Source organism: Williamsia limnetica, assembly GCF_003217475.1.
In the GTDB taxonomy this organism is placed as follows: domain Bacteria; phylum Actinomycetota; class Actinomycetes; order Mycobacteriales; family Mycobacteriaceae; genus Williamsia; species Williamsia limnetica.
In genome coordinates, this window is sequence record NZ_QJSP01000007.1 from 52,177 (window position 1) to 77,575 (window position 25,399).

20 protein-coding genes, 1 pseudogene and 1 riboswitch are annotated in these 25,399 nt (G+C 66.3%); of the genes and pseudogenes, 6 read left to right on the forward strand and 15 right to left on the reverse strand.

Going from position 1 to position 25,399, the window contains the following annotated elements:
• Nucleotides 1–89: 89 nt before the first annotated feature.
• The 3 genes and pseudogenes from nbtC to DFR67_RS12770 all read right to left on the reverse strand — a co-directional run bounded on the left by nbtC (nt 90) and on the right by DFR67_RS12770 (nt 5,353).
• On the reverse strand, nt 90–3,206 hold the full coding sequence (nbtC, locus tag DFR67_RS12760; protein WP_110469930.1) for a nocobactin polyketide synthase NbtC: 3,117 nt from the start codon (nt 3,204–3,206) through the stop codon (nt 90–92).
• Between the two features lie 91 nt (nt 3,207–3,297).
• Nucleotides 3,298–4,587, reverse strand: a pseudogene (locus DFR67_RS12765) (beta-ketoacyl [acyl carrier protein] synthase domain-containing protein); the annotation flags it as partial.
• Between the two features lie 10 nt (nt 4,588–4,597).
• Entirely contained in the window at nt 4,598–5,353 is a 756-nt protein-coding gene (locus tag DFR67_RS12770) for a thioesterase II family protein (protein WP_110469932.1), read from the reverse strand.
• Nucleotides 5,354–5,454: 101 nt separating this feature from the next.
• Between DFR67_RS12770 and DFR67_RS12775 the strand changes: the two genes are divergently transcribed.
• The gene (locus tag DFR67_RS12775) at nt 5,455–6,108 is read left to right on the forward strand and encodes a GNAT family N-acetyltransferase (protein ID WP_110469933.1); all 654 of its coding nucleotides are present in this window, start codon (nt 5,455–5,457) and stop codon (nt 6,106–6,108) included.
• A 17-nt stretch (nt 6,109–6,125) separates the two neighbouring features.
• Here DFR67_RS12775 and DFR67_RS12780 read toward each other — a convergent pair whose 3' ends face one another.
• From DFR67_RS12780 to DFR67_RS12805, 6 genes are read right to left on the reverse strand one after another with little or no spacing between them, the layout of a single operon-like run.
• Nucleotides 6,126–7,442, reverse strand: coding sequence for a SidA/IucD/PvdA family monooxygenase (locus tag DFR67_RS12780; RefSeq protein WP_245937916.1), 1,317 nt, complete (start codon nt 7,440–7,442; stop codon nt 6,126–6,128).
• A gap of 3 nt (nt 7,443–7,445) precedes the next feature.
• A complete protein-coding gene (locus DFR67_RS12785; protein ID WP_110469934.1) occupies nt 7,446–10,946 on the reverse strand; it encodes a non-ribosomal peptide synthetase in 3,501 nt (1,166 codons plus the stop codon).
• Between the two features lies 1 nt (nt 10,947).
• Nucleotides 10,948–11,757 carry an ABC transporter permease gene (locus tag DFR67_RS12790; protein WP_110469935.1) on the reverse strand — a complete coding sequence of 270 codons (810 nt, stop codon included), beginning with the start codon at nt 11,755–11,757 and terminating at the stop codon, nt 10,948–10,950.
• Entirely contained in the window at nt 11,754–12,566 is an 813-nt protein-coding gene (locus tag DFR67_RS12795) for an ABC transporter permease (protein ID WP_245937917.1), read from the reverse strand. Before DFR67_RS12795 ends, DFR67_RS12790 begins: the two co-directional genes overlap by 4 nt.
• Complete coding sequence (locus tag DFR67_RS12800; RefSeq protein ID WP_110469936.1) at nt 12,563–13,558, reverse strand: ATP-binding cassette domain-containing protein; 996 nt, start codon at nt 13,556–13,558, stop codon at nt 12,563–12,565. Before DFR67_RS12800 ends, DFR67_RS12795 begins: the two co-directional genes overlap by 4 nt.
• Nucleotides 13,559–13,561: 3 nt before the next feature.
• Nucleotides 13,562–14,902 carry a salicylate synthase gene (locus DFR67_RS12805; protein ID WP_110469937.1) on the reverse strand — a complete coding sequence of 447 codons (1,341 nt, stop codon included), beginning with the start codon at nt 14,900–14,902 and terminating at the stop codon, nt 13,562–13,564.
• Nucleotides 14,903–15,096: 194 nt separating this feature from the next.
• On the opposite strand from DFR67_RS12805, the gene DFR67_RS12810 reads away from it, so the two are divergent.
• The 3 genes from DFR67_RS12810 to thiD all read left to right on the forward strand — a co-directional run bounded on the left by DFR67_RS12810 (nt 15,097) and on the right by thiD (nt 19,440).
• A complete protein-coding gene (locus DFR67_RS12810; RefSeq protein WP_110469938.1) occupies nt 15,097–16,719 on the forward strand; it encodes a (2,3-dihydroxybenzoyl)adenylate synthase in 1,623 nt (540 codons plus the stop codon).
• A 127-nt stretch (nt 16,720–16,846) separates the two neighbouring features.
• Nucleotides 16,847–18,562 (forward strand): phosphomethylpyrimidine synthase ThiC, encoded by a 1,716-nt coding sequence (gene thiC, locus DFR67_RS12815; RefSeq protein ID WP_245937918.1) that lies wholly within the window; start codon nt 16,847–16,849, stop codon nt 18,560–18,562.
• A 35-nt stretch (nt 18,563–18,597) separates the two neighbouring features.
• On the forward strand, nt 18,598–19,440 hold the full coding sequence (thiD, locus tag DFR67_RS12820; RefSeq protein ID WP_110470107.1) for a bifunctional hydroxymethylpyrimidine kinase/phosphomethylpyrimidine kinase: 843 nt from the start codon (nt 18,598–18,600) through the stop codon (nt 19,438–19,440).
• On the opposite strand, the gene DFR67_RS12825 is transcribed toward thiD, so the two are convergent.
• The 5 genes from DFR67_RS12825 to thiO form a co-directional block, all read right to left on the reverse strand.
• Nucleotides 19,441–20,190 (reverse strand): ABC transporter permease, encoded by a 750-nt coding sequence (locus DFR67_RS12825; protein ID WP_110469939.1) that lies wholly within the window; start codon nt 20,188–20,190, stop codon nt 19,441–19,443.
• Complete coding sequence (locus DFR67_RS12830; RefSeq protein ID WP_110470108.1) at nt 20,190–21,248, reverse strand: ABC transporter ATP-binding protein; 1,059 nt, start codon at nt 21,246–21,248, stop codon at nt 20,190–20,192. The genes DFR67_RS12825 and DFR67_RS12830 overlap by 1 nt, the downstream gene beginning before the upstream one ends.
• 70 nt (nt 21,249–21,318) lie before the next feature.
• The gene (gene thiG, locus DFR67_RS12835; RefSeq protein ID WP_170135218.1) at nt 21,319–22,113 is read right to left on the reverse strand and encodes a thiazole synthase; all 795 of its coding nucleotides are present in this window, start codon (nt 22,111–22,113) and stop codon (nt 21,319–21,321) included.
• A gap of 100 nt (nt 22,114–22,213) precedes the next feature.
• Entirely contained in the window at nt 22,214–22,417 is a 204-nt protein-coding gene (gene thiS / locus DFR67_RS12840) for a sulfur carrier protein ThiS (protein WP_110469940.1), read from the reverse strand.
• A complete protein-coding gene (gene thiO, locus DFR67_RS12845) occupies nt 22,402–23,454 on the reverse strand; it encodes a glycine oxidase ThiO (RefSeq protein WP_110470110.1) in 1,053 nt (350 codons plus the stop codon). Before thiO ends, thiS begins: the two co-directional genes overlap by 16 nt.
• Nucleotides 23,448–23,564, reverse strand: a riboswitch (TPP riboswitch). (Overlaps the previous gene by 7 nt.)
• 32 nt (nt 23,565–23,596) lie before the next feature.
• Between thiO and thiE the strand changes: the two genes are divergently transcribed.
• Together thiE and DFR67_RS12855 are read left to right on the forward strand one after the other, a co-directional pair.
• Entirely contained in the window at nt 23,597–24,292 is a 696-nt protein-coding gene (gene thiE, locus DFR67_RS12850) for a thiamine phosphate synthase (protein ID WP_110469941.1), read from the forward strand.
• Between the two features lie 229 nt (nt 24,293–24,521).
• On the forward strand, nt 24,522–24,887 hold the full coding sequence (locus DFR67_RS12855; RefSeq protein WP_110469942.1) for a hypothetical protein: 366 nt from the start codon (nt 24,522–24,524) through the stop codon (nt 24,885–24,887).
• A gap of 21 nt (nt 24,888–24,908) precedes the next feature.
• Here the strand turns inward: DFR67_RS12855 and DFR67_RS12860 are convergent, their stop codons facing one another.
• Entirely contained in the window at nt 24,909–25,388 is a 480-nt protein-coding gene (locus DFR67_RS12860; protein ID WP_110469943.1) for an NUDIX domain-containing protein, read from the reverse strand.
• Nucleotides 25,389–25,399: the final 11 nt, after the last annotated feature.

The following is a 25,399-nucleotide window of genomic DNA, read 5'->3' on the forward strand; positions in this document are numbered from 1 at the left end:
CTCGCAATTGCGGTTCGGCTCATTCAACCACGGGGCTTGCTCAAATGGTAAGCCTGTCCTTACCAAGACCGACGGGTGCCTGAGCACCGTCAGCCGACCCGGCTTCCGGACTGTTCGTCCATCAGTGCCACGACCTCGTCGAGTGACGCGCCACCGAGGATGGCCTCCATCGGAAGATCCCGGTCCAGCTCCGCCTTCACCCGTTTTCGGAAGTCGAGGGCTTGCAGCGAGTCGAGTCCCAGTGCGACCAGCGGCGTCGACGGGTCGATGTCGCCTCCGTCGATGCCCATCACCCGGTTGAGTTCGGCGACGACCAGTTCGGAGAACGAGAGCGCAGACGTCTCGACGGCCGGGCCACTCGGAGCGGTCCCGACGACCGGACTACTCGGAGCGGTCTCGACGACCGGGACGGCCACGGGGTCAGGATGCGTCAGCGGTGGCGCCGCGACGAGCCCCGCGATCAGCGAACCATGCCCGAACACAGACACCAGCCCGTGCAACTCCGCCCAATCCGCCGCAGCGATGATCGAGTCACGCTGCGTTCCGTCGAAAGCGACCGCAAGTGCGTCCGCCGGCCTCATCGGCACGACCCCGGCACCCTCGACACGGTCGACGGCGGCCTGATCCAGTGGCCCCTGCACACTCCACAGTCCCCACTGCAACGAGTAGGCGTCGATCCCCTGGACCCGCAGCGTGCGGGCAAGGATGTCGAGGAGCCGATTGGTGACCGCGTACAAAATCTGACCGCGACCCCCCAGCGAGGCCGCGATCGACGAACACAGCAGCACCCGGCAACCAGGAGTGAGGGGGAACGATCGCAGGACGTTGGCGATGCCGAGCACCTTCGATGCGGCCGCCTCGATGACCATCGCCGGCGTGATGTCACGCAGGCCCGCGTCGACATAGTTGACGGCGGCATGAACGAGTACCGACGCCGGAACGTTTTCGTGTGCCGCCGCGAATTGGAGCACCGAGGACTCTTCGCCGACGTCGCAGGAGGCGACGACGATATCGGTATCGGCGAGTGCCCGGATCGCTCGCAGCCGCGGCTCGGTCGCCACGCTCGCACCGGTGCGGCTCAGCAGCGTGATCCGCTCGGCGCCCGCCAGCGCGTAGTGCTCACAGAACTCGAGACCCAGTTTGCCGGTGCCGCCGACGATCACGACATGACTCAGATCCTCGGTTGCCTGACCAGGTTCGACGGCGGCCGCATCCGGGTCCGCGTAGACCAGACGCTTGGCGTACATCTTGCCCCCGCGCAGCGCCAGGTCCGACTCACCTGCCGTGTGGAGCGCACCGACGACCGTTTCCGCGGACACCTCTGCAGACAGATCCAGGTGGCGGAACATCGTGGTCGGGAACTCGGCAGACAGGCAACGGAATCCTGCGGCCACCCCGCCTCCGAACAATTGCGGGATCTCATCATCGGGCAGGACGAACTCTCCGCCCGTCGTGACCAGCCAGCATTCTGCGGCGCCCGTCGCGACGTCGGGCAGCCACTGCGTATTCCCGAAGAACTTGGCCAACTCGGTGACCGCGACGGGAAGGTCGATGCCGGCCAGTTCCGGTAGCACGACGACCACCGAATCGAACGTTCCCTCAGCGACATTCGCGCCGTATGCGAAGGCGGTCGCACCGTGATCGGGCGCCGACGCCACGAGGCCGGCAGCGAGGTCGCTGCGCTCACCAGCGTGATCGATGACGAGGAAGGAGCGCGGCGGACCGAGTTTGCGTCGTTGCAGACGCGTCCAGGTCTCTACGATCCTGCGCGGCTCATCCCGGATACCCGCGGGCGGCGCCACCGGACCACGCCGTTTTTCGCCGGGAGCCCGGTGAGACGCCCACAGAGACGTTGCCTTCATCTGCACGGCCGGAAAGTCCCTCAGTGGCAAAGGGATCGCCCCGTCGTCCGGGACAGCCAGTGCCTCCCAACGGTATCCGGTGTCGTTGACGGCGACCGTGGCGAGGTTCTTCGTGAACTCGCCGAGGTCGACGGAGCTGCGGCGCGAGGTCCCGATCACCGGAATGGTGGCGTCGGGGGCGGCCACGCTGAGGTTCTCGCCGATGGCCAGCATCAGGGTCGGGTGCTCGGCGACCTCGATGAAGGTGTCGGCACCAGCGGTGACGGCCGCCCCGATAGCCAGGTCGAACCGGACGGGGTTACGAAGGTTCCAGAACCAGTAGTCGGAGAGCAGGTAATCGGTCGTGACCGGCTTGCCGAGCGTACCGCCGAGGCAACCGATGTCCGTCTCGAGGAACGTCTGGTTCTCCAGCTTGTCACCGATCGCCTCCGCGAGCTTCGTCCGGAACTTGGCCACGATCGACGTGTGTGCCGGATAGTCGACCCGGATCTCCTTGGCGAATTTTCCTTCCGCGGCGAGGGCCTCCACCATCTCGATCACCGTGCCGCGGTCACCCGAGATGCACAGGATGTGCGGCGAGTTCACCACCGAGAGTTCAGCCCAACCCGAGTTGGTCGCGAGCATCGCTTCACACTCATCGCGATCGATCGCGACCACGGCCATCGAATAGCCTGTCGGCGAGAACTCGACCACCAGGTTCGCCCGGCTGGTCACGACGTGAATGGCGTCGGTCAGCGACATCGCTCCCGAGATGTACGCTGCGGCGATCTCACCCTGGCTGTGCCCGACCGTGCTCGCCGGTTCGACCCCCACCGATCGCCACATCTGCGCGAGCGCAACCATCTGCATCAGCAACGCCGGCTGCACGATTCGGATGTCCTCGCGCTCGTCGGATTCTGCGCCGAGCAGGTAGTCGCGGGGTGAGATGTCATACAGGTCCTGAAAGAGGGCGTTGCTGGTGTCGACCGATCGCCGGAACACCGGCGAGAGTTCGTAGAACAACGAGCCCATACCCGGTCGTTGGCTGCCCTGGCCCGGGAACACGAATCCGGTGGTACGCCTGGCGGCCGCACCTCGTCCCACGATCACGTCGGTGTGGTCCACGCCACCGGCCAGCGATTCCAGCGCCTCGGTCAGTTGCGTGTGATCGGTGGCCAGTACCAGCGCACGGTGCCGCCGGATGACCCTGGTCCGCATGAGCATCGACGCGACGTCATGGATCTGCACGTCCTGGTGCCCGTGCAGATAGGCGGCGAGCGCCGCAGCTTCTGCCCGCAACAACTCCGCTGTGTCAGCCGACACCAGTACCGGGGCACGGCCGTCGGGCAGTTCGTACCTAGGCATGTGAAACCTCCTCGGTAGTGGCCGATTCACGCTCACTGGATTCGGCTTTCGCCTCGCCGGCCGGACTGCGAAATCGTGCATCGGTCGGCACGGGCATGCCGATGATCGCGTGCGCATTGGTACCGGACACTCCGAAGGACGAGATGGCGCCGTAACGCATTCCGTTGGTGGGTGTCCAGTGATCCAGCCCATCGGCCAGTCGCAGGGCCGAGGCGTCCCAGTCGATCTTGTCGGTCGGGTCGTCGGCGAACAAACTCGGTGCGATCTGGCCGTGGTCGCCGCACAGGAGCACCTTGATCAGGCCCAACATGCCAGATGCTGCTTGAGCGTGCCCGGCGTTCGACTTCACGGATCCGAGCTTCACGTCGGTCGCTCCGGAGGCGCCATAGGTGTTCTGCAGCGCGGTCAATTCCATCGGATCGCCGAGCGGGGTCCCGGTCCCGTGTCCTTCGACCAGACCCACGTCGGCGGGATCGATCTGAGCTGCCGCGAGCGTCTTGCGGATCAGCTTCTCCTGTGCGGAGGCGCTGGGCACCACGATCGGCATGCCCTTGCCGTTGTGGTTGATGCGGGTTGCCTCGACCCTGCCGTAGACCCGGTGTCCCATGGCTCGGGCCCGGGATTCGCGCTCGACGATGACGACGCCTGCGCCCTCACCCCACAGGGTGCCGGTGGCATTCGCGGCGTAGGAACGGCAGTGCCCGTCCGCGGCCAGACCGTTGTTCTTCGAGAACTCGTAAAAGGCGGCAGGCGAACCCATCACGCAGACACCACCGGCGATCGCCCAGTCGCATTCGTCACCTCGGACCGCGCCCGCGGCCAGGTGCAGCGCGGTCAGCGACGACGCACACGCGGTGTCGACGCTGACCGAGGGGCCGACGAGCCCGAGGCTGTGTGAGATCCGACCGCTCGCGGCTCCCAAGGCAGTACCGGCGATGCGGTGCCCGCTGAACTCGTTGACCGCCGCGGCGCGCGGTCCGTACTCACTGATCGAGACCCCCATGTAGCAGCCGACTTCTGCGCCGTCGAGTGCACCGGGATTGATGCCCGTGTGCTCGAGGGCACGCCAGGCAACCCGCAGTGCCACCCGCTGCTGCGGATCCATGGCGATCGCTTCACGCGGGCTGATCCCGAAGAAAAGCGGATCGAATTCCGTTGCAGCATCTAAAAAACCACCGGCGTCTGTGACACCCGCCCATCCCTCGACGCGGTCGAGTGCCAGTACTTCCTCGATATCCCAGTCCCGGTTGCGGGGAAACGCCCCGATCAGCTCGTGTCCACCGCGCAGCGCATCCCAGAACGATCCGAGGTCGTCGATGCCGCCGGGCGCCTCCACCGCCATACCGGAGATGACGATGGGATCGGTTGTGTCGTCGGTCATATCGCGGGTCCTATCGATGTATCGAGGGTTGGGGCGCGAGGAGTTCGGCGACCGATTCGCGGTTGTCGTCGAGATAGAAGTGACCACCGTCGAAGACGCTCACCCCGCTTTCTCCTGTGGTGTGGGCGGACCACCCGTACAACTCGCGGGGTTTGATGAAGGGGTCCTGCGCTCCGCCCATGGCCTGGATCTCGGCACCGACGGTGACGTCGACCCGGCATGAGTACGCGTCGAAGGCGCGGTAGTCCATCTTCATCACCGGTAGCGCCATCCGCATGAGATCGGCGCTGGCCAGCACATCACCGCCGGTACCGTTGAGCGCCGACAGATGTGCGAGCAACTCCTGATCCTCGGTGGGGTGCGGCGGCAGATTCTCGACCTGTGACGGTGCCACCGCAGCCGAGACCCCCAGCAGCCGTACGTCCACGCCGGCCGCCTCGGCGAGCCGGACGAACTCGAACGCCACGATCGCACCCATGCTGTGGCCGAAGACCGTGATCGGGGCCTGCCGATTCCAGCGAGACGACAGAAACTCATCGAACGCGCCGCGGGCGAGTTCGGGCAGGGTGTGCGCAGGCGCCACCAGGGCGCGGTCCTGCCGACCGGGATACTGGACGACTGCGACATCGAAATCTGCACTCAGTTGCTTGGAGAACGTCCGGTAGGTCGAGGCACCGCTGCCCGCGTGCGGGAAGATCAGCAGCGGCGAGTTGTCAGCCGAGGTGGGCTTGTGGAATTGCCTGATCCATCCGAGATCACGTGACATTGGGTGGTGCTCCTCATGTTCGGCGGTATTGCGGAGGCCGCGAGGCCTTGACGTAGGCTTTCTTTCACTGACCGCATGCACGTGAACGGAGCGCCACCGCCATGACCTCGCACGTCCTGAAACGTGAAATAGTCGACGTCGGCGACGACGTCAGGGCGGCGGGCCCGCCGGTGGTCCCGACGTTCGCCACTCCGTATGCGCTGCGGCCGGTCGACCCCGACAGCGCCGATCCCGACACCATCGCGAGGTGGATGTCGTTGCCACATCTGGTGGAGTCGTGGGAGCAACCGTGGACGCGTGAGGAGTGGCGCGCCGACTCCGCGGCCCGGTTGGCCGGCGATTACTCGCGGCCGTGCATCCTCGGTGTCGATGTCTCGAAGTTCGACGGGTTCGATCCGTCGTCGCTCGGTATAGACGACGCGGAAGGAATGATCGAGGTCGCGTACGTGGAGCTGTACCGAGCTGCCCGCGACGAGAACGCCACGGTGTACGACGCGGATCCCCACGACATGGGTTTCCACATCGCCACCGGTCCAACGGAATTCCTTGACCGGGGCATCATCTCGGCTTGGATGGCGCAGCTCGCCGACGCGATCTTCGCCGCGGAGCCCCGGTGCGACACCATCATCGTCGACCCGGACCACCGCAACACCCGGATGCGGCGGGCGTTGCAGAAACGGGGTTACACCGAACTCGGTGAGTTCGACGTGCGGCCCGGCAGGCGCATTGCGCTGCACACCATGAAACGTTCCTGAGAGAACGCCACCGCAGGTCACCGGCGCCCCGATCGGGCCTGTGAGTTCTTCGCATCCTTGGCTTTTGCGCCGTCGGAGCGCAGAACACGGTTGGACAGCTCGCCGAGGCAGCTCAGGTTCGGGAACCCTGGTCCCTGGGCGAATCCGGCCAGGTTCGGCAGATACAGCTTCGGCTCCAGGCCGGTCACCGCCAGGTCATATCCGATCGACAGCTCCAGACGCTCAGAGTCCAGCGGCCAGCCGATCGCCAGTTCGAGCAGATCTGTTGTGGCCGAGTCGAACAGCTCCATGAACCACAGGGGCTGACCACCGGTGGCGTCCACCACCAGATCGAAGGTGTGTGTCTGCGCCGAACGTAGCTCGTTGTGCAGGGTCAGCGCAACCGAGCCGGCCTGATCGGCGACCCGAACCACCCGGCCCTGCAAGTGATGTACTCGCGCATCCCCGATCAGTGTCTCCTGCACCCGTACCGAGAAGACCCCTCGATCGGTTCGCCGGATGACGTCGCGGCGCTCGACAGTGCTCAGCGCGGCCCATTTCGACGGGTCACTGAAGAGGGCGTTCTCGAAGAAGCTCTCACCCCGGGTGTAGATCGTCGCCGTCGGCGAGATCACCGAGATCGTCATCGCGTCATGACGGACGAGTTCATCGAGTGCCGACCCCGCCGTCTCGCCTCCCCCGATCACCGCTGCGCGCGAGGACGGCGGGATCTCCCTGCGTCCAGCGAGATTCCAGAATTCGGCGATGCTGAGGACTTTCGGGTGTGACGCCAGGGCGCGGTCACTGCGGCCGGGGCCGGAGATCATCAGCCCGTCGGCCTGCAAGGTGCGTGAGGTGCCATCTGCCGACGACACCGCCACTGTCCACCCGGCACCGTCTGAGGACACGGACGACACCGTGCCCATCACCAGTTCGAGGTTGATCTTCTGGGCAACCCACTGCAGATACTTCGCCCAGTTGTGATGGGGGGGGTTGGGCCTTCCGCGGTCGATCCACTCGGCGTAGGTACCGCGGTCCACCAGGAACGACGACCAGCTGTACGCCATCATCGCGGCGTTGATCTCGTGATTGTGGCCGGGAGCGATGCTGGCGCGGTACGGGAATCCGATGTCCTTTTCCGGACTGGTGCCGAGGCGGTGCCGACCGTCGGTCCAGCCTCCGCCCGCCTCCCAGTTCCCACCGACCGCATGTGAATCGACGGCGATGACGCGTGGGGCGGGCAGGCCGAGGTCGCGCATCACCGCGGCCTTCGCCGCGACCGCCAGGGCCTTGGGTCCGGCGCCGACGACGAGCAGCGTCTCCGCAGCGTCCGGTGTCATCGAGTTCTCGGTCATCGGCTACTCCGACACCAGTTCCGACAGCTCGTCATCGTCGAGCGCGAGCACGTCGAGGTACATCTCGGCGACGCGTTCGAGCCGGTCCCCTGAGTTGTCCGACACCTTCAGACGTTCGGCGATCGCGGCGACCGTACGGCCGGAGAACACGTCGGCAACCCCCGCCTGCGGTGCGTCCAGCCATTCTCGGATCCGCGCGATCAACGTGGTCGCCAGTACCGAGTCGCCACCGAGAGAGAAGAAGTCGTCGCCGCGGCCCACAGCGTCGACGTCCAGCAATTCACCCACGATAAGGGCGAGTGCTCGTTCGACTGCTGTTTCCGGCGCCTCGAACACCGACTCGCCGTCACCCGATTCGAGCAGTGTCTGCACCGCACGCCGATCGAGTTTGCCGTTGCTGGTGATCGGGAACGCCTCGATGATCATCAGGTGTCCGGGAATCATGTAGCCGGGCAGCAGTTCGCGCAGACCGTCGAGGACGGCGCCGTGATCGAGTTCGGCGCCTTGCTCGGGCGACACCGCCGCGACCAGTTTGGGTGCGGCAGAGGTGATGACAGACGCGACGGCGCGGTGTACCCCCGGCAGCAGCCGCAGGGCACCTTCGACCTCACCGAGTTCGACGCGGTATCCGCGTATCTTCACCTGATGGTCTGCGCGGCCGAGGAACTCGAGGCAACCGTCCGGCCAGTACCTGGCGAGATCGCCGGTGCGATACCAATTCTGGCCGGATTGCCGGACGAACCGGTCGGCGGTGCGTTCGGGATCGTTCCGGTAGCCGAGTGCGACGCCGGCACCCCCGATCCACAATTCGCCGGCGACCCAGTCCGGGCAGTCGTTGCCCGCGGCATCTACCACCCTGCACTGGACGTTGTGCAGCGGCACTCCGTAGGGCACGGCCGCCCAGTGGTCCGGCGGATCGACGGTTTCACAGATGGTGGCGTGAATGGCGGTTTCGGTGGTGCCGCCGAGCCCGGCGACCCGGACACCCGGCGACAGGGCAGCCATGCGCCTGGGGAGGTCGACGCCCACCCAGTCCCCGCCGAGGAACACCGCTCGCACCGAGATCAGGGCAGTGCTGCCGGCAGGCGTCGCGTTGAGCAACATGTCGAGCAGGCTCGGGACGCAGGCGAGCAGGGTGACCGAGTGCCGTTCGATCAGGTCGACCCAGGTGTCCGGGTTCGCGCGCTGGGCATCGGTGAGGGTGACGACGGTACCGCCGACGCCCCACAGGCCGAAGATGTCGTAGATCGACAGGTCGAACTCGAGATTCGACACGAGCAGCGCGCTGTCGGCCGCGGTGACGGCGAAGCGATGATGCAGGTCCTCGATGGTGTTCATCACTGCCCGATGCGGGACCTGTACGCCCTTCGGGATCCCGGTGGAGCCGGAGGTGAACAGGACGTAGGCCGGCGCCTCTCGGTGCGGGATCACCGCGGCTGCGAGCGGATCACGATGACCTACGGCGTCCGCATACGACAGCGTCACCATCGCATCGGGTTGCTGCCCGGAGGTCGCATCCACACCGAGCCAGGCCACGACGTCGCCGACCGTGAGGATGTGGGCACGGCGTGCCGCCGGCTGATCGTGTGCGACCGGAACGTATGTCCCACCGGCAGCCAGGATTCCGAGGGTCGCGATGATCTGTTCGGGGCCCTTGGGCAGCTGGACGGCCACAGCCTGCCCGACCCGCACCCCGGCATCACGCAGCGCACCGGCCACCGCCAGAGCTCTCGCGGACACCTCCCGATAGGTCAGCATTCCGTCGATGTCGAACCGGATCGCGGGTGCCTCCGGGGTCGCTGCCGCCCAGCGGAAGAAGCCTTCGTGCAAGACATCGTCACTCGTCGGGAAGTCGGTTGCGTTGACGCTGTCGCGCGTCGCCCGCTGGTCGAGCGGCAGGTGGCCGGTGGTGTCGGCCTCCCATGCGGCGGCGGACATCGTCAACCGGTCCACCGCCCCTCGATACTGCGCGAACATCGCGTCGATCACCCCCGGGCAAAAGGCCGATTCCCGGACGTCCCAGTTCAGCAACAGGCCGCCGCGTAGCTCGGTGACCTGTGCGTCGAGCAGCACCTGGGGACCCTGCGACACAATCCATCCGGGTTCGCCGAAGGTGGAGACGACTTCGTCCGAGAAGAGCTCCCCGAGGTTGATGGCGCTGGTGTAGACCACCGGGGCAAGGACCTGTTCGCCGCGAAACCTGCCGAGGTCCCGCAGGACCTCGAGCCCGCTGTATGACGCATGAGAACCGTTTGCATGCATGGTCTTCTGTATCTGACGGGCGCGTTCGACAATGGTCGTCGGGGCCGATGCATCGACATCGAGTAGCACCGACGTCGTGAAATCACCGACGAGCCGGTCGACGTCGGGATGCGCAGGTTCGCGATGGAACAGCGGCAGATTCAGCAGGAATCGGGGGGCACTGGACCAGCGGGCGATCGACTCCGCGAACACCGAGGCGAGCGCCATCGCCATCGTGACACCGCGCTCCTGCGCGGCTGCGGCGAGCGCGGCCTTGGCATCGGCGTCGATCCAGTGATGGTGGCGGACGACGCGGTTCTCGTCTGTCCGCTGCGACTGCGGCACGAGGGGAAGCGACGGTGCCGCTGGTAGTTCCGGCAACCGATCGTGCCACCAATCCCGGTCGCGGTCACGGGCCGGATCCGGGTTGGCATCCCGCCACGCCAGGTAGTCGCGGTAACTGAAGTCCACCGCACTGACCGCAACACCCCGGTACAGCGCGGCGAGGTCTGCGAGCATGGTGCGATAACTCATCGCATCGCCCGCGATCATGTCGACGTCCACGTGCAGCCGCGTCTTTTTCTCCGGCAGCAACGACAGCGTGACGTCGAAGACCTGACCATCCGAGATGGGCAGCACCTGATGGGACTTGGTGTCCCGGATCGCTTGCAGGCGCTCTTCGAGATCACCATCGGAGAGATCGCGCAGATCGACGACGGCGAACACCTCGCGCCCCGGAGCCCGCAAGATCTGCTGGGTGCCGTCGGGCAGGATCTGCGCACGCAACATCGGGTGTGCGGCCGCGAGTCCGCCGATCGCCGCGCGGAGTGATTCGGGGTCTACGTCCGAGCCGTCGAATTCGACGTAGAGGTGGGCCGCGACTCCACCCAGATCCTGCCCGGCCGACCGGCCGATCCAATACGCGTGTTGCATCGGGGCCAACTCGAATGCCTCGTCCGGCACCGAAGTGGTCGACGGCGCAGCAGCTTCCGCGACGGTGGACTCCGGGGGCACCCCGATGATCTCTGCCCATGCCGCCACGGTGGGCGCTGCGGCCAACTGGGCGAAGTTCACATCGTGACCGCGTTTGCGCCAGGACCCGGCTATCTTCATCATCCGGATCGAGTCCAGCCCCAATCCGATCAGATCGGCATCGAGGGCGACCTCGTCCGTAGCCATCGCCAGCTGCGCGGCGACCTGTTCACGGATCTGAGTCAGTCCCAATGCATCCGGTGCTTGACCACTCACGACGTTCTTCCTCATCTCAGCTGTTCTCTGCAGCTCTGCGATAGCCTCTGACGGCCAGCCCACCGAACACCGCGGTCATACCCGCGACCCACAACAGGGTCAGCGCCAAGGGCGCCGCGATTGCACCACCGGCGGTGAGCCCCGACATCGTGTCGATGGCCGGACTCATCGGCTGGTACCGGACGACCGGTTGCAACCACCCGGGATACTCGGTGACCGGTACGAATCCGCTGTTGAAGAAGAGCATCAACAGGAACAGCGCACCCAGGTGGGTGACAATCTGTTTGCCGGACGAGACCGTGGCGAGCGCAACGACGAGTACTGCCCAGCCCAGGGAGCACAGCATCGCCACGCCGATGGCCGCCACCCCGAGTGCGACTCCCTGCTCGAACCGGAATCCCATGGGGATGGCCACCACGAACAGGACGATGGTGCCGATCCCGGTACGGGCGATCTCCGCCAGCATCCGTCCGGTGATGAAACCGATGCGCGGCACCGGCAACGTCCACAGCCGTCCGAGCAGACCACTCTCACGTTCGGCGGTCAGACTCAATCCCGTCGAGATGGTCCCGAACATGGTGCCGACCAACGCGACGAGCCCGACATTGCCGTACACGCTGTCGCCGCCACCCATCGCGGTGACCGTCTCGCCGAGGACCAGCTGGAACATGACGAGCAGAAAGGCGGGAAAGACGACCGCCTGCACCACGACCGCGGGATCACGGGACCACGCTCGCAGCAAAGCGATGGCGTGCACCGCGCTCTGGGTTCCGAGACCGACGCGGCGCCGGTGCACGTCCGGTGGAGCCGCCTGCGCCTGACTCATCGACTCGCCGCCCGATGACCGACGACGAGCGCGGCCACGGCCCCGGCGAGCAGCAAACCGATCGCCCACGCGATCGGCGCGAAGGCGTCGAAGTCCGACCCGGTGGACAGGGCCCGCAGCGCATCCGCGAACTGTGAGACCGGAGAGTTGCGGACCACCGGCTGTACCCACTCCGGAAAAGCCGCTGCCGGGACGATTCCGGTGGAGAGCATCACCAGGATGAGCTGCGGGATCATCAGTGCCTGCCCGACGCTCTCGGCGTTGGTGAGCACCGACCCGAGGGCATCGGTGAGCAGGCTCAGCGCCAGCGCGAAGACCACCACGAGGACCACGAATGCCGCGATCTCGAAGATCGTTGCAGTGAAACGGAATCCGAAGACGGCACCGATGATGAGGCCGCCGGTCGTGGAGACCAGCGACATCACGATGACCACCGACATCCGGGCCAGGGTCGGCACCGAACGCGAGATCGGCAACGAGGTGAGCCGGTCGCGGACTCCGGCCGCGGCGTCGATGCCCGCGTTCTGCGCCGCCATGATCGCGGTGAACAACCCCGTCTGCAGCAGGATCACCGGAGTCAGGTACTGCGCGTAGTCGATCCCGGATCGCTCGAACTGTCCGTGCAGCGGAACGTAGAAGCACACGAAGAAGATGACGGGGGTGAGTGCACCCGAGACCAGGTCGCCGTCGCGCCAGGCCGAGCCGATCGAGCGAACCGAGAGGACCTGCAGCGCAGGGCCGAAACGGACACTTGTGCGAACCGCTGCGGTGATCGCCGGCGCGCGCTCGATCGGCGCGGCGACGCTCACGACGCCGCCGGTCCGATGTCGCCTGCGGCGGTGACGCTGTCGGCGCTCTCGGGATCGGTTCCGGTCAACCGGAAGAACACCTCGTCGAGCGAGGGCCGACGCAGGCCGATGTCGAACACCTCGATGGAATGGTCCTGGAGGCGGGCTATGACCTGTGCGACGGTGGCCATCCCGTCCGGCGCTGCCACCCCCAACCGCGGATGCGGTGTGGTGGCGGTGCTCTCGCCGTCCTCGACCAGTGCCAGCCCGGCCAGTGCCGTTCGCGCGCGATACAGGTCGGCCGACTCTTGCAGATTGATCTCGCACACTGCGCTACCTGCGCGGGCTTTGAGGGTTTCAGAGGTGCCCTCGGCCACCACATGACCGTGGTCGAGCATGACGATCTGATCGGCGAGCCGGTCGGCCTCTTCGAGATACTGGGTGGTGAGCAGCACCGTTATGCCCTGGATACGCAAGGTGGCAACCGTCTCCCAGACCGACTGCCTGCTGCGGGGATCGAGTCCGGTGGTCGGTTCGTCCAGGAACAGCACCTGCGGCCGGGTCACCAGGGCGCAGGCGATGTCGACCCGGCGACGCATGCCTCCGGACAAGGTGCCGATTCGTCGATCGATGAATTCCTCGAGACCGAAGTCTCGGGCCACCTCGCCGATCCGCTGCCGGGCCCCGCGCCTGCTGAGCCCGGTCAAACGGCCGAACATCGTGAGATTTTCTCTCGCCGTGAGTGATTCGTCCAGGGATGCATACTGACCGGTCAACGAGATCAGTTCACGCACCCGCGCGGGATCGTCGACCACGTCGAAACCGCCAACTGTTGCGCGACCACCTGACGGCCGCGACAGGGTCGCGAGGATCGACAGTGCGGTGGTCTTGCCGCTGCCGTTCGGACCGAGCAGTCCGAGGACGGCGCCTTCGGGGACCGCGAAACTCACCTGGTCGAGCGCTCTGATCTCGCCGTAGTCCTTGACCAGTTCGTCAATCACGATTGCCGACACAGTTCACCTCAACTCACGCTCGACGAGATACGGCGCCACGCTACCGAGCTTCTCGCAGGTTTCTTCGAACTCGCGGTCCGGAGACGACTGGCCGACGATCCCGGCGCCCGCCCGGATCCACGAACGTCCGTCCTCGCGAAACACGGTGCGCAGTGCCAGGGTGGCTTCGAGTTCGCCTTCTGACGACGCGGTCAGCACCGCGCCCGAGTAGAGGCCACGACGGGTGGCCTCGAGCCGGTAGATCGCATCGACCGCAGCAGCTTTCGGGATTCCCGATGCCGTGACCGCAGGAAAGAGCACTTCGAGCCCATCCCAGGGCCCGAACTGCGGAGCCAGGGTGCCTTCGACCGTGGAAGCCAAGTGCTGGACGCTTCCACGTTCGCGGACGACCATGAACTCGGTGACCGCGGTGGTGCCGGGAACGGCGACGGATTGGACCTCTGCGAACGAGGTGCGCACCGACACCGCGTGTTCGACGATTTCTTTCGCGTCGGAGATCAATTCGGCACGCGCCGAACGATCCAGTTCCTCCGATCGACCGAAAGCACGGGTCCCGGCCAGCGGTTCGGTGACCAAGGTCCCGGCGGCGTCGACGGCACCGACGAGTTCGGGGCTGAATCCGGCCGCCTCGAGGCCACCTAGTCGCAGCAGGAAAGACCTCGCCGGATTGTTGTTCCGGCGGCCTTCGGCGTAGGTGGCAGCGATGTCGACGTCGAACGGGACCTCCACCGCACGGGAGATGATCACCTTCTCGTAGTCGCCGCGATGGATCTCGGCGACGGCGGTCGCCACGCGTGCGCGGTAGTCGGAGGTGTCCTCGTGGACCGGGAGTGGTCGCGGTGCACTCGGATCGGTGCGACCGGCGGCGGCTGCTATCTCGCGCAGGAGGGTCTCGGTGGCCTCGTCGGCACCCTCGATACGGATCCCATCGGTGTCGATCCAGGCCTCGAACTCCGGAACGATGAGGTGGGCGAGAACGCTGCCCGCTGCCAGATGGTGACCGGCACCGAGACCGGGAGCACAGAAATCGAAACCCACCCAGCCGTAGACGCGCCAGTGCGGGAACGGCAATGTCGACAGCGCGTCCGAGATCGCGGCAGCGGGTGATCCGGTCCAATCCCCGACGGTCTCGACGTCACCGGCGACGGTGGTGATCGACTCGGTGGTGAGCCGGAGTTCGGCGCGGCAGCCCCCCGCGAAGACCCATCGGTTCTCGCGCTCGTAGACCACATGGTCGGACACCATGTCCGCGGCAGCCCACGCTGCGCAGATCTCGGCGGGTGCCGCGGCAGCGACGCCGGCATGGATGTGGTCGTTGTTCCCTGTATCGATGATCGCCGTCATCGCGGGACTCCTACGGCACATGCTCTGCTCATGACATCCTCTGCTCACCGCATCACGCGACCGTGCAACACTTAGGCTTGGCTAAGTTCCGCTTGAAGGTTAGCCTAAGCAATGCGGGGCGCCAAGTCTTGTAGTGAAGACAACCTCCGCCCGTGAAGCCGGACTCCCCGTCGCCCCCAGCAAGGAACCGCCGCATGCCTGACGTCATCGCCACCGGCGATCTCACCACCGGTTTCACCGATCAACCAATCCCCGCGGCCGCCCGCTACCGCGACGCCGGTCTGTGGCTCGACCTACCGCTGTGGCGGGTGCTGTGGGACCAGGCCGATGCCCGCCCCGACGCGCCCGCGATCTCCGATGCAGACCGGACCTTGAGCTACAGAGAATTCGTCGCAGCCGCGCAGGCACGCGCAGCCGGGTTCGTCGAGACCGGGCTCCGAGCCGGCGACCGCGTCATCCTGCAGAACCAGAACTCGGTGGATTTCGCGATCAACCTGTTCGGTTTGCTGCGTGCCGGTATGGCCCCGGTCATGACACTGCCCGCACATCGCATCAATGAGATCGCCCACCTCGCGCGCACGGCGGGTGCGGTCGGCTACATCTGCCACGACCGGAGCAACGATTTCGACTACCGCGGTCTGGCGCGCGAGCTGTCCGAACGCGAGCCCACGGTGAAGAGCATTTTCGTCACGGGCGATCCGGCCGAGTTCTCCCCGCTGCCAGACGGCGACCCCGGATCTCTGCAGGGCGCGCCGGCACCCGACCCCGATGCGCCCGCGCTGTTCCTCGTCTCCGGTGGCACCACCGGACTTCCCAAACTGATCGCGCGCACCCACAACGACTACCGGTTCAACGCCCAGCTCAGTGCCGAGATCGCGGCGTTGACCTCAGCAGACACCTATCTCGTCGCACTCCCAGCCGCCCACAATTTCCCGCTCGCCTGCCCCGGCCTGCTCGGTGTCCTGTCGGTGGGTGGCCACACGGTCTTCACCGGCAACCCGTCGCCCGACAACACGTTCGACCTCATCGAGAAGCATCACGTCAGCGTCGTCGCGCTCGTGCCGGCACTGGCCCAGGTCTGGACCGCTGCCACCGAATGGGAACCGGCGGACATCTCGTCGCTGCGTTTACTACAGGTGGGCGGGGCCAAGCTCGCCGAACCCGACGCGCTCGCCGCCAACGCCGCCTTCGGTGGCGCGGTGCAGCAGGTGTTCGGTATGGCCGAAGGGCTCATCTGCTACACCCGGGCCGACGATGACGACGCAATCGTCAACCGCACCCAGGGCAGACCCATGAGCGATCTGGACGAACTGCGGATCGTCGACGACAACGGCGCCGACGTACCCGACGGATCCGAAGGCGAACTGCTGGTCCGCGGCCCCTACACGATTCGCGGCTACTACCGCGCCGAGGAACACAACGCGCGGTCGTTCACCGACGACGGTTTCTACCGCAGCGGCGACCGGGTACGGCGGATGCCGTCCGGGCACCTGATGGTCACCGGTCGTATCAAGGACACCATCAACCGCGGTGGCGAGAACGTCGCGGCGGACGATGTCGAAGAGAATCTGTTGGCGCACCCGAACATTCGGCAGGCAGCCGTTGTCGGGCTGCCCGATCCGGGCCTCGGGGAGAAGATCTGCGCGGCCATCGTCACCGACGGCCCGGCACCCGACCTTCCTGCGATCAGGGCGTTCCTCTCCGACCGCGGGCTCGCAACTTTCAAGCAGCCCGACCAGTTACAGGTGGTGCGCTCGCTGCCGGTCACCGCGGTCGGAAAAATCGACAAACGCACACTCGTGGCGCAACTCACCTGACGCTGGCGTAGGCTGCGTTCGGTAACCACACACGCACGGGGGCTCTCGCGAACCGAGGGCTGAGATGACGGCAGGCGGCCGTCGACCGAATGAACCTGACCGGATAATGCCGGCGTAGGGAGAAGCAATGGCAGACGCATCGAATTCTGTACCCACCAGTGCCCGGAAGACCGACATCCCGGACATCGACGGGGCAACCGCCGATGTTGCCATCACCACGGGGCCCATCCGGGGCAGTTCGAAGACCTATCAGCAGATCGATCACCTGCGAGTGCCCGGACGCCGGGTCCATCTGTCGAACGGCGAGCACCTCGACCTCTACGACACGTCCGGCCCGTACACGGACGCAGACCCTCATCTCGATCTCGAGGCAGGTTTGCCGCGCACCCGTGACAGCTGGAACCGACCTGACCCGGTCGACGGTGCGAGCACTCAATTGGCCTGGGCACGAGCGGGTTTGATCACCGACGAAGTGCGGTACATCGCCGCACGCGAGCAGATGACCCCCGAGTTCGTGCGGTCGGAGGTGGCCTCGGGCCGCGCTGTCATCCCGGTCAATCACCATCACCCGGAGTCCGAGCCGATGATCATCGGCAAGGCGTTCACGGTGAAGGTCAACGCCAACATCGGCAACTCTGCGGTCTCGTCGTCGATCGCCGAAGAGGTCGAGAAGATGGTGTGGGCCACGCGATGGGGCGCCGACACCATCATGGACCTGTCCACCGGAAAAGACATCCACGCAACCCGTGAGTGGATCATGCGCAACTCCCCCGTTCCGGTGGGCACCGTCCCGATCTATCAGGCACTCGAGAAGTGCGGCGGCGACCCCGTGAAGCTCACCTGGGAGATGTACCGCGACACCGTGATCGAGCAGGCCGAACAGGGCGTCGACTACATGACGGTGCACGCCGGGGTGCTACTGCGATACGTTCCACTCGCCGCGAATCGCGTCACGGGAATCGTCTCCCGCGGCGGCTCGATCATGGCGGCGTGGTGCCTGGCGCACCACGAAGAATCGTTCCTCTACACACATTTCGACGAACTCTGCGAGATCTTTGCCCGCTACGACATCACCTTCTCGCTCGGCGACGGTCTCCGCCCGGGTTCCATCGCCGACGCGAACGACGCCGCGCAGTTCGCGGAGCTACACACCCTCGGCGAACTGACGAAGCGAGCCAAGGCCTTTGGTGTTCAGGTGATGATCGAGGGGCCCGGGCACGTCCCGATGCACAAGATCGTCGAGAACGTGCGTCTCGAAGAAGAACTGTGCGAGGAGGCCCCTTTCTACACACTCGGGCCGCTGGCCACGGATATCGCACCGGCCTACGACCACATCACCTCGGCGATCGGGGCGGCGATGATCGCGCAGGCGGGCACCGCGATGCTGTGCTACGTGACGCCGAAAGAGCACCTGGGCCTGCCCAATCGAGACGACGTCAAGGTCGGGGTGATCACCTACAAGATCGCAGCACATGCCGCCGATCTCGCCAAAGCCCACCCCCGGGCACAGGAACGCGATGACGCATTGTCGAGGGCGCGCTTCGAGTTCCGCTGGAACGACCAGTTCAACCTGGCGCTCGATCCGGACACCGCCGTGGCGTACCACGACGAGACGATGCCCGCGGAACCGGCGAAGACAGCGCATTTCTGCTCGATGTGCGGGCCTAAGTTCTGTTCGATGCGCATCTCCGCCGACGTCCGCGACTACGCGCGCGAGCACAACCTCGTCACCCAAGACGACATCGATCGTAAACTGGCCGCCGACATGGCCGACAAGTCCCAGCAGTTCCTGGACGCAGGAGCCCAGGTGTATCTACCACTCGATACGGTCGGCACACCATGAAAGACGGCGCCGGCGCCGGTTCGGTGCACCAAGCTGTGCCTCTGTTGCCGCGCGTCCCGCTCGGCCAGACCCCGGTACGGGTGATGACCATCGCGGGGACCGACTCCGGTGGCGGCGCCGGAATCAACGCCGACCTGCGAACCATGGCGCTGTGTGGGGTCCACGCCACCGTCGCGGTGGCGGCGGTGACCGTACAGAACACGCTCGGCGTCAGCGGTTTCCATCCGATTCCGCCTGAGGTGGTCGCGGCGCAGATGCGCAGCGTCATCTCCGACATCGGGATCGGTGCGGCCAAGACGGGGATGCTCGCGTCCGGGGCGATCATCGACGCGGTGGTGGACGCCGCCGCCGAGGTCGGTCTCGGAGGTGGCCGCGCGATACCGCTGGTCGTCGACCCGGTCTGCGCCTCGATGCACGGCGATCAGTTGCTGGCCGACGAAGCCATGGATTCCTTGCGGACGCGCCTCATCCCGATCGCCACCCTCATCACGCCCAACCTCGACGAAGTCCGGCTGATCACCGGTATCGACGTCGTCGATCGAGCGACCCAGGAGGCCGCCGCCCGGGATCTACATGCGCTCGGAACCCGGTGGGCCCTGGTCAAAGGCGGGCACCTGCGCAACAGCACAAGCAGTCCGGACCTGCTGTTCGACGGCAGCGAGTTCATCGAATTGACCGCGCCCCGCATCGATACCGGACACGACCACGGCGCAGGGGACACCCTGGCCGCAGCCATCACCTGCGCTCTGGCCCACGACTACTCGGTCCCCGATGCAGTCCGGTTCGCGAAGGCCTGGGTCACCCGCTCACTGTCCGTGGCCTACCCCCTCGGGGCAGGCCACGGACCGGTGAACCCGCTGTGGAGGCTCGAGGTCTGATCAGGCGTCGCGGCGGTCGGTGACGAAGACTGCCGCGCCGAAGACGAGTGCGGCGACCACGATGAAGTAGAGCAGCGAACCGTACTCGTTCCACCACCAGTCGAATCCGTAGTCGCGGCCATCGATGAAGTGGTTGGCATTGAGGAACGGCATGAGCGGTCCGGCGACATCGCTGACCTTCGGGATGGCCGACAGCACGTTCTCCAGCACCAGACTCCACACCAGCAGGACCACGATGGCCCCGGCCGTCTGCCTGATGAGTGCACCGAGTCCCAGACCGATCAGTACCGCCAGGAACGCGTAGACCGGGACACCCCAGTAGAGGCGGATGGCATGTGACCCGAGCAGGTCGACGTCGTCGCTACCCGACAACGCCTTGCCGAGCGGCAAGGCGATCAGCGTCAACACGAACGTGATCACCGCAGACAGGCCGCCGTAGACCACTGCCTTGGCCAGCAGGACGTTGTAGCGCTGCGGGACCGCCTGGAAGGTGGTCCGGATGGTGCCGAACCGGAACTCGCTGGTGACTGCCAGAACGGCCATGATCATGAGGACCGTGATGCCGAATCCGGTGACGCCGACGGCGTAGTCGGACACGTTCGTCTCGACGCTCGTACTCTCGCCGTTCGTCACCAATCCGAGGATCAGGGCGAGCCCGATCCCCAAGGCGATCACGATTCCGACACACCAGTACGGAGATCTGGTGGTGAGCAGCTTGATTCGTTCAGCTGCAATGGTATTGGTCAACATCAGGCTTGTCCTCCCCCGAATTGCTTCGGCTGCTGCGGCGCTTGGTTCGGTGACCCACCCGGCGGCGGGCCGCCGTACTGCCCCTGCCCCTGCTGGGGTGGACCTCCGTACGGAGCCTGTTGCTGCTGCGCGCTGTAGGCCATCGACGCGTCGCCGTGGTACTCGACCGCACCCGCGGTCATCGTCATGAACACCTCTTCGAGCGAGGCGGTCTTTCCGGACAACTCGTGCAAGCCGATGCCGTTGGCGGCAGCGATGTCACCGACCTGGTCGGTGGTGACGTTCTCCAGGCTCAGCGCCGGGCCGGTGCCGTCGTCGGGCAGGGGCACCGACCGCAGCCCGGCCGATGCCAGCGCCGACTGCAACTCGCCGAGCCGGGGGCTGCGAACACGTACCGTGACCTGGGCACTGCTGGTGAAGTCCTTGACGGACGAGTTCGCTATCAACTGGCCGCGTCCGATGACGATCAAGTGCTCTGCGGTGAGTGACATCTCGGTGAGCAGGTGGCTCGATACCAGGACCGTGCGGCCCTGATCCGCAAGCGCCCGCATGAACTGCCGGATCCAGACGATGCCTTCGGGGTCGAGACCGTTCACCGGCTCGTCGAACAACAGCACGCCGGGGTCCCCGAGCAGTGCACCGGCGATCCCGAGCCGCTGCGACATGCCGAGCGAGAAGCCGCCTGCCTTCTTCCCCGCCACCTCGGTGAGGCCGACGTCGCTGAGCACCTGGTCGACGCGGTGGGCCGGTATGCCGTTCGCTGCAGCCATCCACCGGAGGTGACCCCGGGCGCTGCGGTTGGGGTGGACCCACTTGGCGTCGAGCAACGCGCCGACCTGCGTCAGTGGGTTCTTGAGCTTTTGGTACGTGGCGCCGTTGATGGTCGCCACACCCGAAGTCGGGCGGTCGAGGCCGAGAATCATGCGCATCGTCGTCGATTTCCCGGCCCCGTTGGGCCCGAGGAATCCGGTCACGACACCGGGTTTCACGTCGAAGGTCAGGTTGCTGACCACCTGATTCTTTCCATAGACCTTTGTCAATCCCTGAACACTGATCATGAAGGTCAGTGTGCCAGAGCGCGCCACGCCCTCGCCTCATCCTTGCGGTTGATCTTCGGCGCGGTGCCGGTCAGGTATCGAGCTCAGGGGACGACGCCTGCGCCCAGAACCGCTTCGGTATACGACCGGCTCCATACGCGAGACGGCCCGCGATCACGGCGGACTTCATCGCTGCGGCCATCCGCGGCGGATCCACGGCCCTGGTCACCGCAGAGGCCAACAGGACTCCGGAGCAGCCGAGTTCCATCGCCCGGGCGGCATCGCTGGCGGTGCCGATACCCGCGTCGAGAATGACCGGCACACCGGCACCGGCAACGATCATCTCGATGTTGTGGGGATTGATGATGCCGAGCCCGGTCCCGATCGGTGAACCCAGCGGCATGACGGCCGCGGCTCCCGCATCCTCGAGCCGGCGCGCCAGGATCGGGTCGTCATTCGAGTAGGGCAGCACCACGAAGCCGTCGTCCACCAGCCGGGTGGTGGCCTCCACCAATTCCACCCCATCCGGCAACAACGTGCGCTCGTCACCGATGACCTCGACCTTGACCCAGTTGGTGCCCAGGGCCTCGCGCGCCAGTTGCGCCGTGAGCACCGCTTCTGCGGCCGAACGGCACCCGGCGGTGTTGGGCAGAACGTCGATCTTCAAGCGTCGCAACAGGTCGAGGACCCCGGTGCGGCCACCGGCGTCGACGCGGCGCATCGCCACCGTCGTCAGCTCGGTACCCGAGGCGATCAAGGCTTCCTCCAGAACAGCCAGGTTCGCCGCGCCGCCCGTGCCGGTGATCAACCGGGAGGCAAACTTTCGGCCACCGATCACGAGTTCGTCCGCCACACCGATCGAGCTCGGCTCCGCTGCGTCAACCATCGATCCAGTCGAGCTCCGCTCCGCTGCGTCAACCACCGATCCAGTCGAGCTCCGCTCCGCTGCGTCAACCATCGATCCAGTTGAGCTCCGCTCCGCTGCGTCAACCACCCTGCACCGCCGTGAGGATCTCGATCCGTTCACACGGACCGAGTTCGTCGTCCCACGTCGACTGCGGTCGCACCGTCTCGTCGACGGCGATCGCGATCCCCGTGTCGGGAAGGGCGAGCTGCTCGAGCAGGGACCGCACCGTGATGCCGTCCGGTATCGAGGTGGCCTCGCCGTTCACGATTACTGTGTCGCCCACGAAAGTCTCCCTGCATCGATCGAAGGATTGTCGATGGTCTTGCCCGCCAGTGTTTCTGCCACCAGTTCCGCGGTGATGGCGCTCATCAGGATGCCGTTGCGGCCGTGGCCGGTGGCCACCACGGTGCGATCGTCGACACGTCCGATCAGCGGCATACCATCCGGTGTCGCCGGGCGCAGACCGGCCTCTGCCGAGAGCAACCGGTACTCCCGCAGCGACGGCATGAGTTCGATGGCGTCGCTCAGCAGATCCGCGACTCCACCCGCCACGGGCAACCGATCGTCGCCGCCGTCGTATTGGGTGGCCCCCACCACCACCCCGTCGTGCCGAGGCACGACATAGACAGCTCGCCCGTTGATACGGCCGCGGACAACATGTTCAGGCGGCGGCAGCGCTCCCGTCGCCCACCCCAGGCGCAGGACCTCGCCCTTCGACGGATAGACACCGAGATCAGGTGACAGCAACGCAGAATTCACACCCGCGGCCAGGACCACCTGGTCGCCCCGCACGTCGGCGAGGTCGGTGACCTGCGATCGAACAGTCCGTACACCTGCTTCGGCGGCCCGGTCCGAGAGCACCTGCAGAAGCCGTCGATTGTCTACCGCGAGCTCACCGCCGGCGCGAAAGCCACTGCGGATCCGGGACGAGACGGCGGGCTCCAGTATGCGTATCTCCTTGCCTGTCAACGGCTCCACCGGATGACCGCGACCGCGGAGCCAGTCGGCCACCATAGTCAGTTCTCCGACATCGGCACTGTCCACGCCCACCATCAGGCTCGACGAGGCGGCCACGATGCGGTCGTCGCCGAGCCGCTCGAGGAAGGCAGGCCAGCGGGACATCGCCTGCTCGGCGAATGCGAGGTAGGCATCTTCTCCGGTACGGCTCTCCCCTGCGATACCCAGCATCCCCGCTGCGACACGTGACGCGGCGCAGGTCTGATCAGGCTCGTAAACCGTTACTTCCCAGCCACTCTCGGCGGCACGCAGTGCACACGACAAGCCGATGACAGCTCCGCCGACAATCGTGAGGGTCTTCATCGGCACCTCCTTCCTTCGCCGGCATTACCCGGATCAGGTGTAACGGTCTCGTGGACGGAACGCGCCCCGATCTCAGCCCGACGTCTCCTCGAGCACCCGTGTGTGTATTGCTGTACAGACTACGCCGGTAGATTCTGTCCCTGTGACTCCCACCGATCTTTCGCGACGCAGCGACCGCTTGGCCGAAGCCCGGCTCTACCTCTGCACCGACGCCCGCCGCGAGCGCGGCGACCTGATCGACTTCGCCGAACAAGCGCTCTCTGGTGGCGTCGACATCATCCAACTCCGCGACAAGGGGTCGGCGGGCGAACGCGAGTTCGGACCGCTCGAAGCCGCGCAGGAGATCGACCTGCTCGGGGCACTGGCGGAGGTCACGGCGCGACACGGTGCCCTGTTGTCGGTCAACGACCGCGCCGACATCGCCGCGCTCACCGGCGCCGACGTCCTGCACCTGGGTCAGGACGATCTGCAGGTGGACCTCGCCCGCACGATCGTCGGCGACGACATCATCATCGGACGCTCCACCCACTCGACCTCCGAGGCCACCGCCGCCGCCACGGCACCCGGCGTCGACTACTTCTGCACCGGCCCTTGCTGGCCGACGCCGACGAAACCGGGCCGGCCCGCGCCGGGACTCGGCCTCGTCGAAGACACCGCGGCCCTGCGTACGGACCGGCCGTGGTTTGCCATCGGTGGTGTCGACGAAGCCAGGCTCCCCGAAGTCGTGGCGGCCGGCGCGAGCAGAATCGTGGTCGTCAGGGCCATCACTGCGGCCTCGGATCCACGCGCGGCAGCGCAGAGGTTGCGCCGGACACTGCTTGCGTCCTCGAAAAGCTGAGGTCTATGGTGGACCGATCATGAAGCGAATTCTCGTAGTACGCACCCGTAGCGGGGTCTGATCCGACCGGCCCCCCGCTGCGGGCCGTCGTGCTATCTGCTGGTCATCCTTTTCTCACCGGAAGACCGCTCTCATGAAAACTCTGACTTCACCTGATACCTGTTCTGATTCCTGCGCCTCGCACTTTCGAACGCCGCTGCCGCCCGAACTCCGCGCCGAGGCGACCGGCATGAGCTGGTCGACCTTCACCGAGACCTACGCCCCCACTGCCGGACCGATCCGGCTGGGCGCCTGGACCGCCTCACCGGGCCGCCATGACCTGCTCGAGTGCCAGGCCACCATCGCCACCGGCGACTCGATCGCGTCGCTCACCGCGACCGCGTCCGGCGCCATCGCGGCGCTCTCGGACATGCTTTACCGGTTGGGGTCGGGCGTCGAGATCATCCGCCTGCACCAATACCCCCACTCGGGCGGCGTCGCGACGTTCCTTCTCTGTGAGCGCGACGAACGCCGCAGCTGGTCGATGGGCAGCGGCCCGTGCGGCGAAGAGTCCGCGCTCGGCGCTCTGATCGCAGCCGCGAACCGGCTCAGCTGAACCGCGGCCCCGCCGATCGACTCAGGCGCCCGCCAGCGCCAGGAGCTGCGTCCGGAGTTCGGGCCAACTCGCCGCGAACGCGGGATGAAGCGCAAGTCCGTCGACCTCGTCCGTGGTCACCCAGCGCAGTTCGACCGATTCCATGTTCGCCGTCGTCGCCAGCGGTGCGGCGACCTCGGCGATCACGGTGGTGTAGGTCCAGCCGCTGGGTGCGCGGTGGGTCACCAATTCCGCGTGCACCGTGAGTTCGGCATCCGCGATGCCGGCTTCCTCGTCGGCCTCACGGGTGGCGGTGTCGACCGCGCTCTCGTGGGAATCACGGGCCCCACCTGGCAGCGCCCACGTCCCACCCTGATGGCTCCAGACCGCGCGGTGCTGTAACAGAATCAGCGCCGCGCTCGTTTCACTAGATGTGAACAGGAGCAGTCCGGCGGCACCGTGCCGACCCCAGTACCGCGATCCGTCCGCGTCGAAAACCCATCCGTCGCCGTCGCCACGCACGCGGCACCTCC

Excerpts from the sequence above, each read along its gene's own strand:
- nbtC (WP_110469930.1), bottom strand. The coding sequence starts at position 3,206 with ATGCCTAGGTACGAACTGCCCGACGGCCGTGCCCCGGTACTGGTGTCG.
- DFR67_RS12770 (WP_110469932.1), bottom strand. The coding sequence starts at position 5,353 with ATGTCACGTGATCTCGGATGGATCAGGCAATTCCACAAGCCCACCTCG.
- DFR67_RS12775 (WP_110469933.1), top strand. The coding sequence starts at position 5,455 with ATGACCTCGCACGTCCTGAAACGTGAAATAGTCGACGTCGGCGACGAC.
- DFR67_RS12780 (WP_245937916.1), bottom strand. The coding sequence starts at position 7,442 with ATGACCGAGAACTCGATGACACCGGACGCTGCGGAGACGCTGCTCGTC.
- DFR67_RS12785 (WP_110469934.1), bottom strand. The coding sequence starts at position 10,946 with ATGAGGAAGAACGTCGTGAGTGGTCAAGCACCGGATGCATTGGGACTG.
- DFR67_RS12790 (WP_110469935.1), bottom strand. The coding sequence starts at position 11,757 with ATGAGTCAGGCGCAGGCGGCTCCACCGGACGTGCACCGGCGCCGCGTC.
- DFR67_RS12805 (WP_110469937.1), bottom strand. The coding sequence starts at position 14,902 with ATGACGGCGATCATCGATACAGGGAACAACGACCACATCCATGCCGGC.
- DFR67_RS12810 (WP_110469938.1), top strand. The coding sequence starts at position 15,097 with ATGCCTGACGTCATCGCCACCGGCGATCTCACCACCGGTTTCACCGAT.
- thiC (WP_245937918.1), top strand. The coding sequence starts at position 16,847 with ATGGCAGACGCATCGAATTCTGTACCCACCAGTGCCCGGAAGACCGAC.
- DFR67_RS12825 (WP_110469939.1), bottom strand. The coding sequence starts at position 20,190 with ATGTTGACCAATACCATTGCAGCTGAACGAATCAAGCTGCTCACCACC.
- DFR67_RS12830 (WP_110470108.1), bottom strand. The coding sequence starts at position 21,248 with ATGATCAGTGTTCAGGGATTGACAAAGGTCTATGGAAAGAATCAGGTG.
- thiG (WP_170135218.1), bottom strand. The coding sequence starts at position 22,113 with ATGGTTGACGCAGCGGAGCCGAGCTCGATCGGTGTGGCGGACGAACTC.
- thiO (WP_110470110.1), bottom strand. The coding sequence starts at position 23,454 with ATGAAGACCCTCACGATTGTCGGCGGAGCTGTCATCGGCTTGTCGTGT.
- DFR67_RS12855 (WP_110469942.1), top strand. The coding sequence starts at position 24,522 with ATGAGCTGGTCGACCTTCACCGAGACCTACGCCCCCACTGCCGGACCG.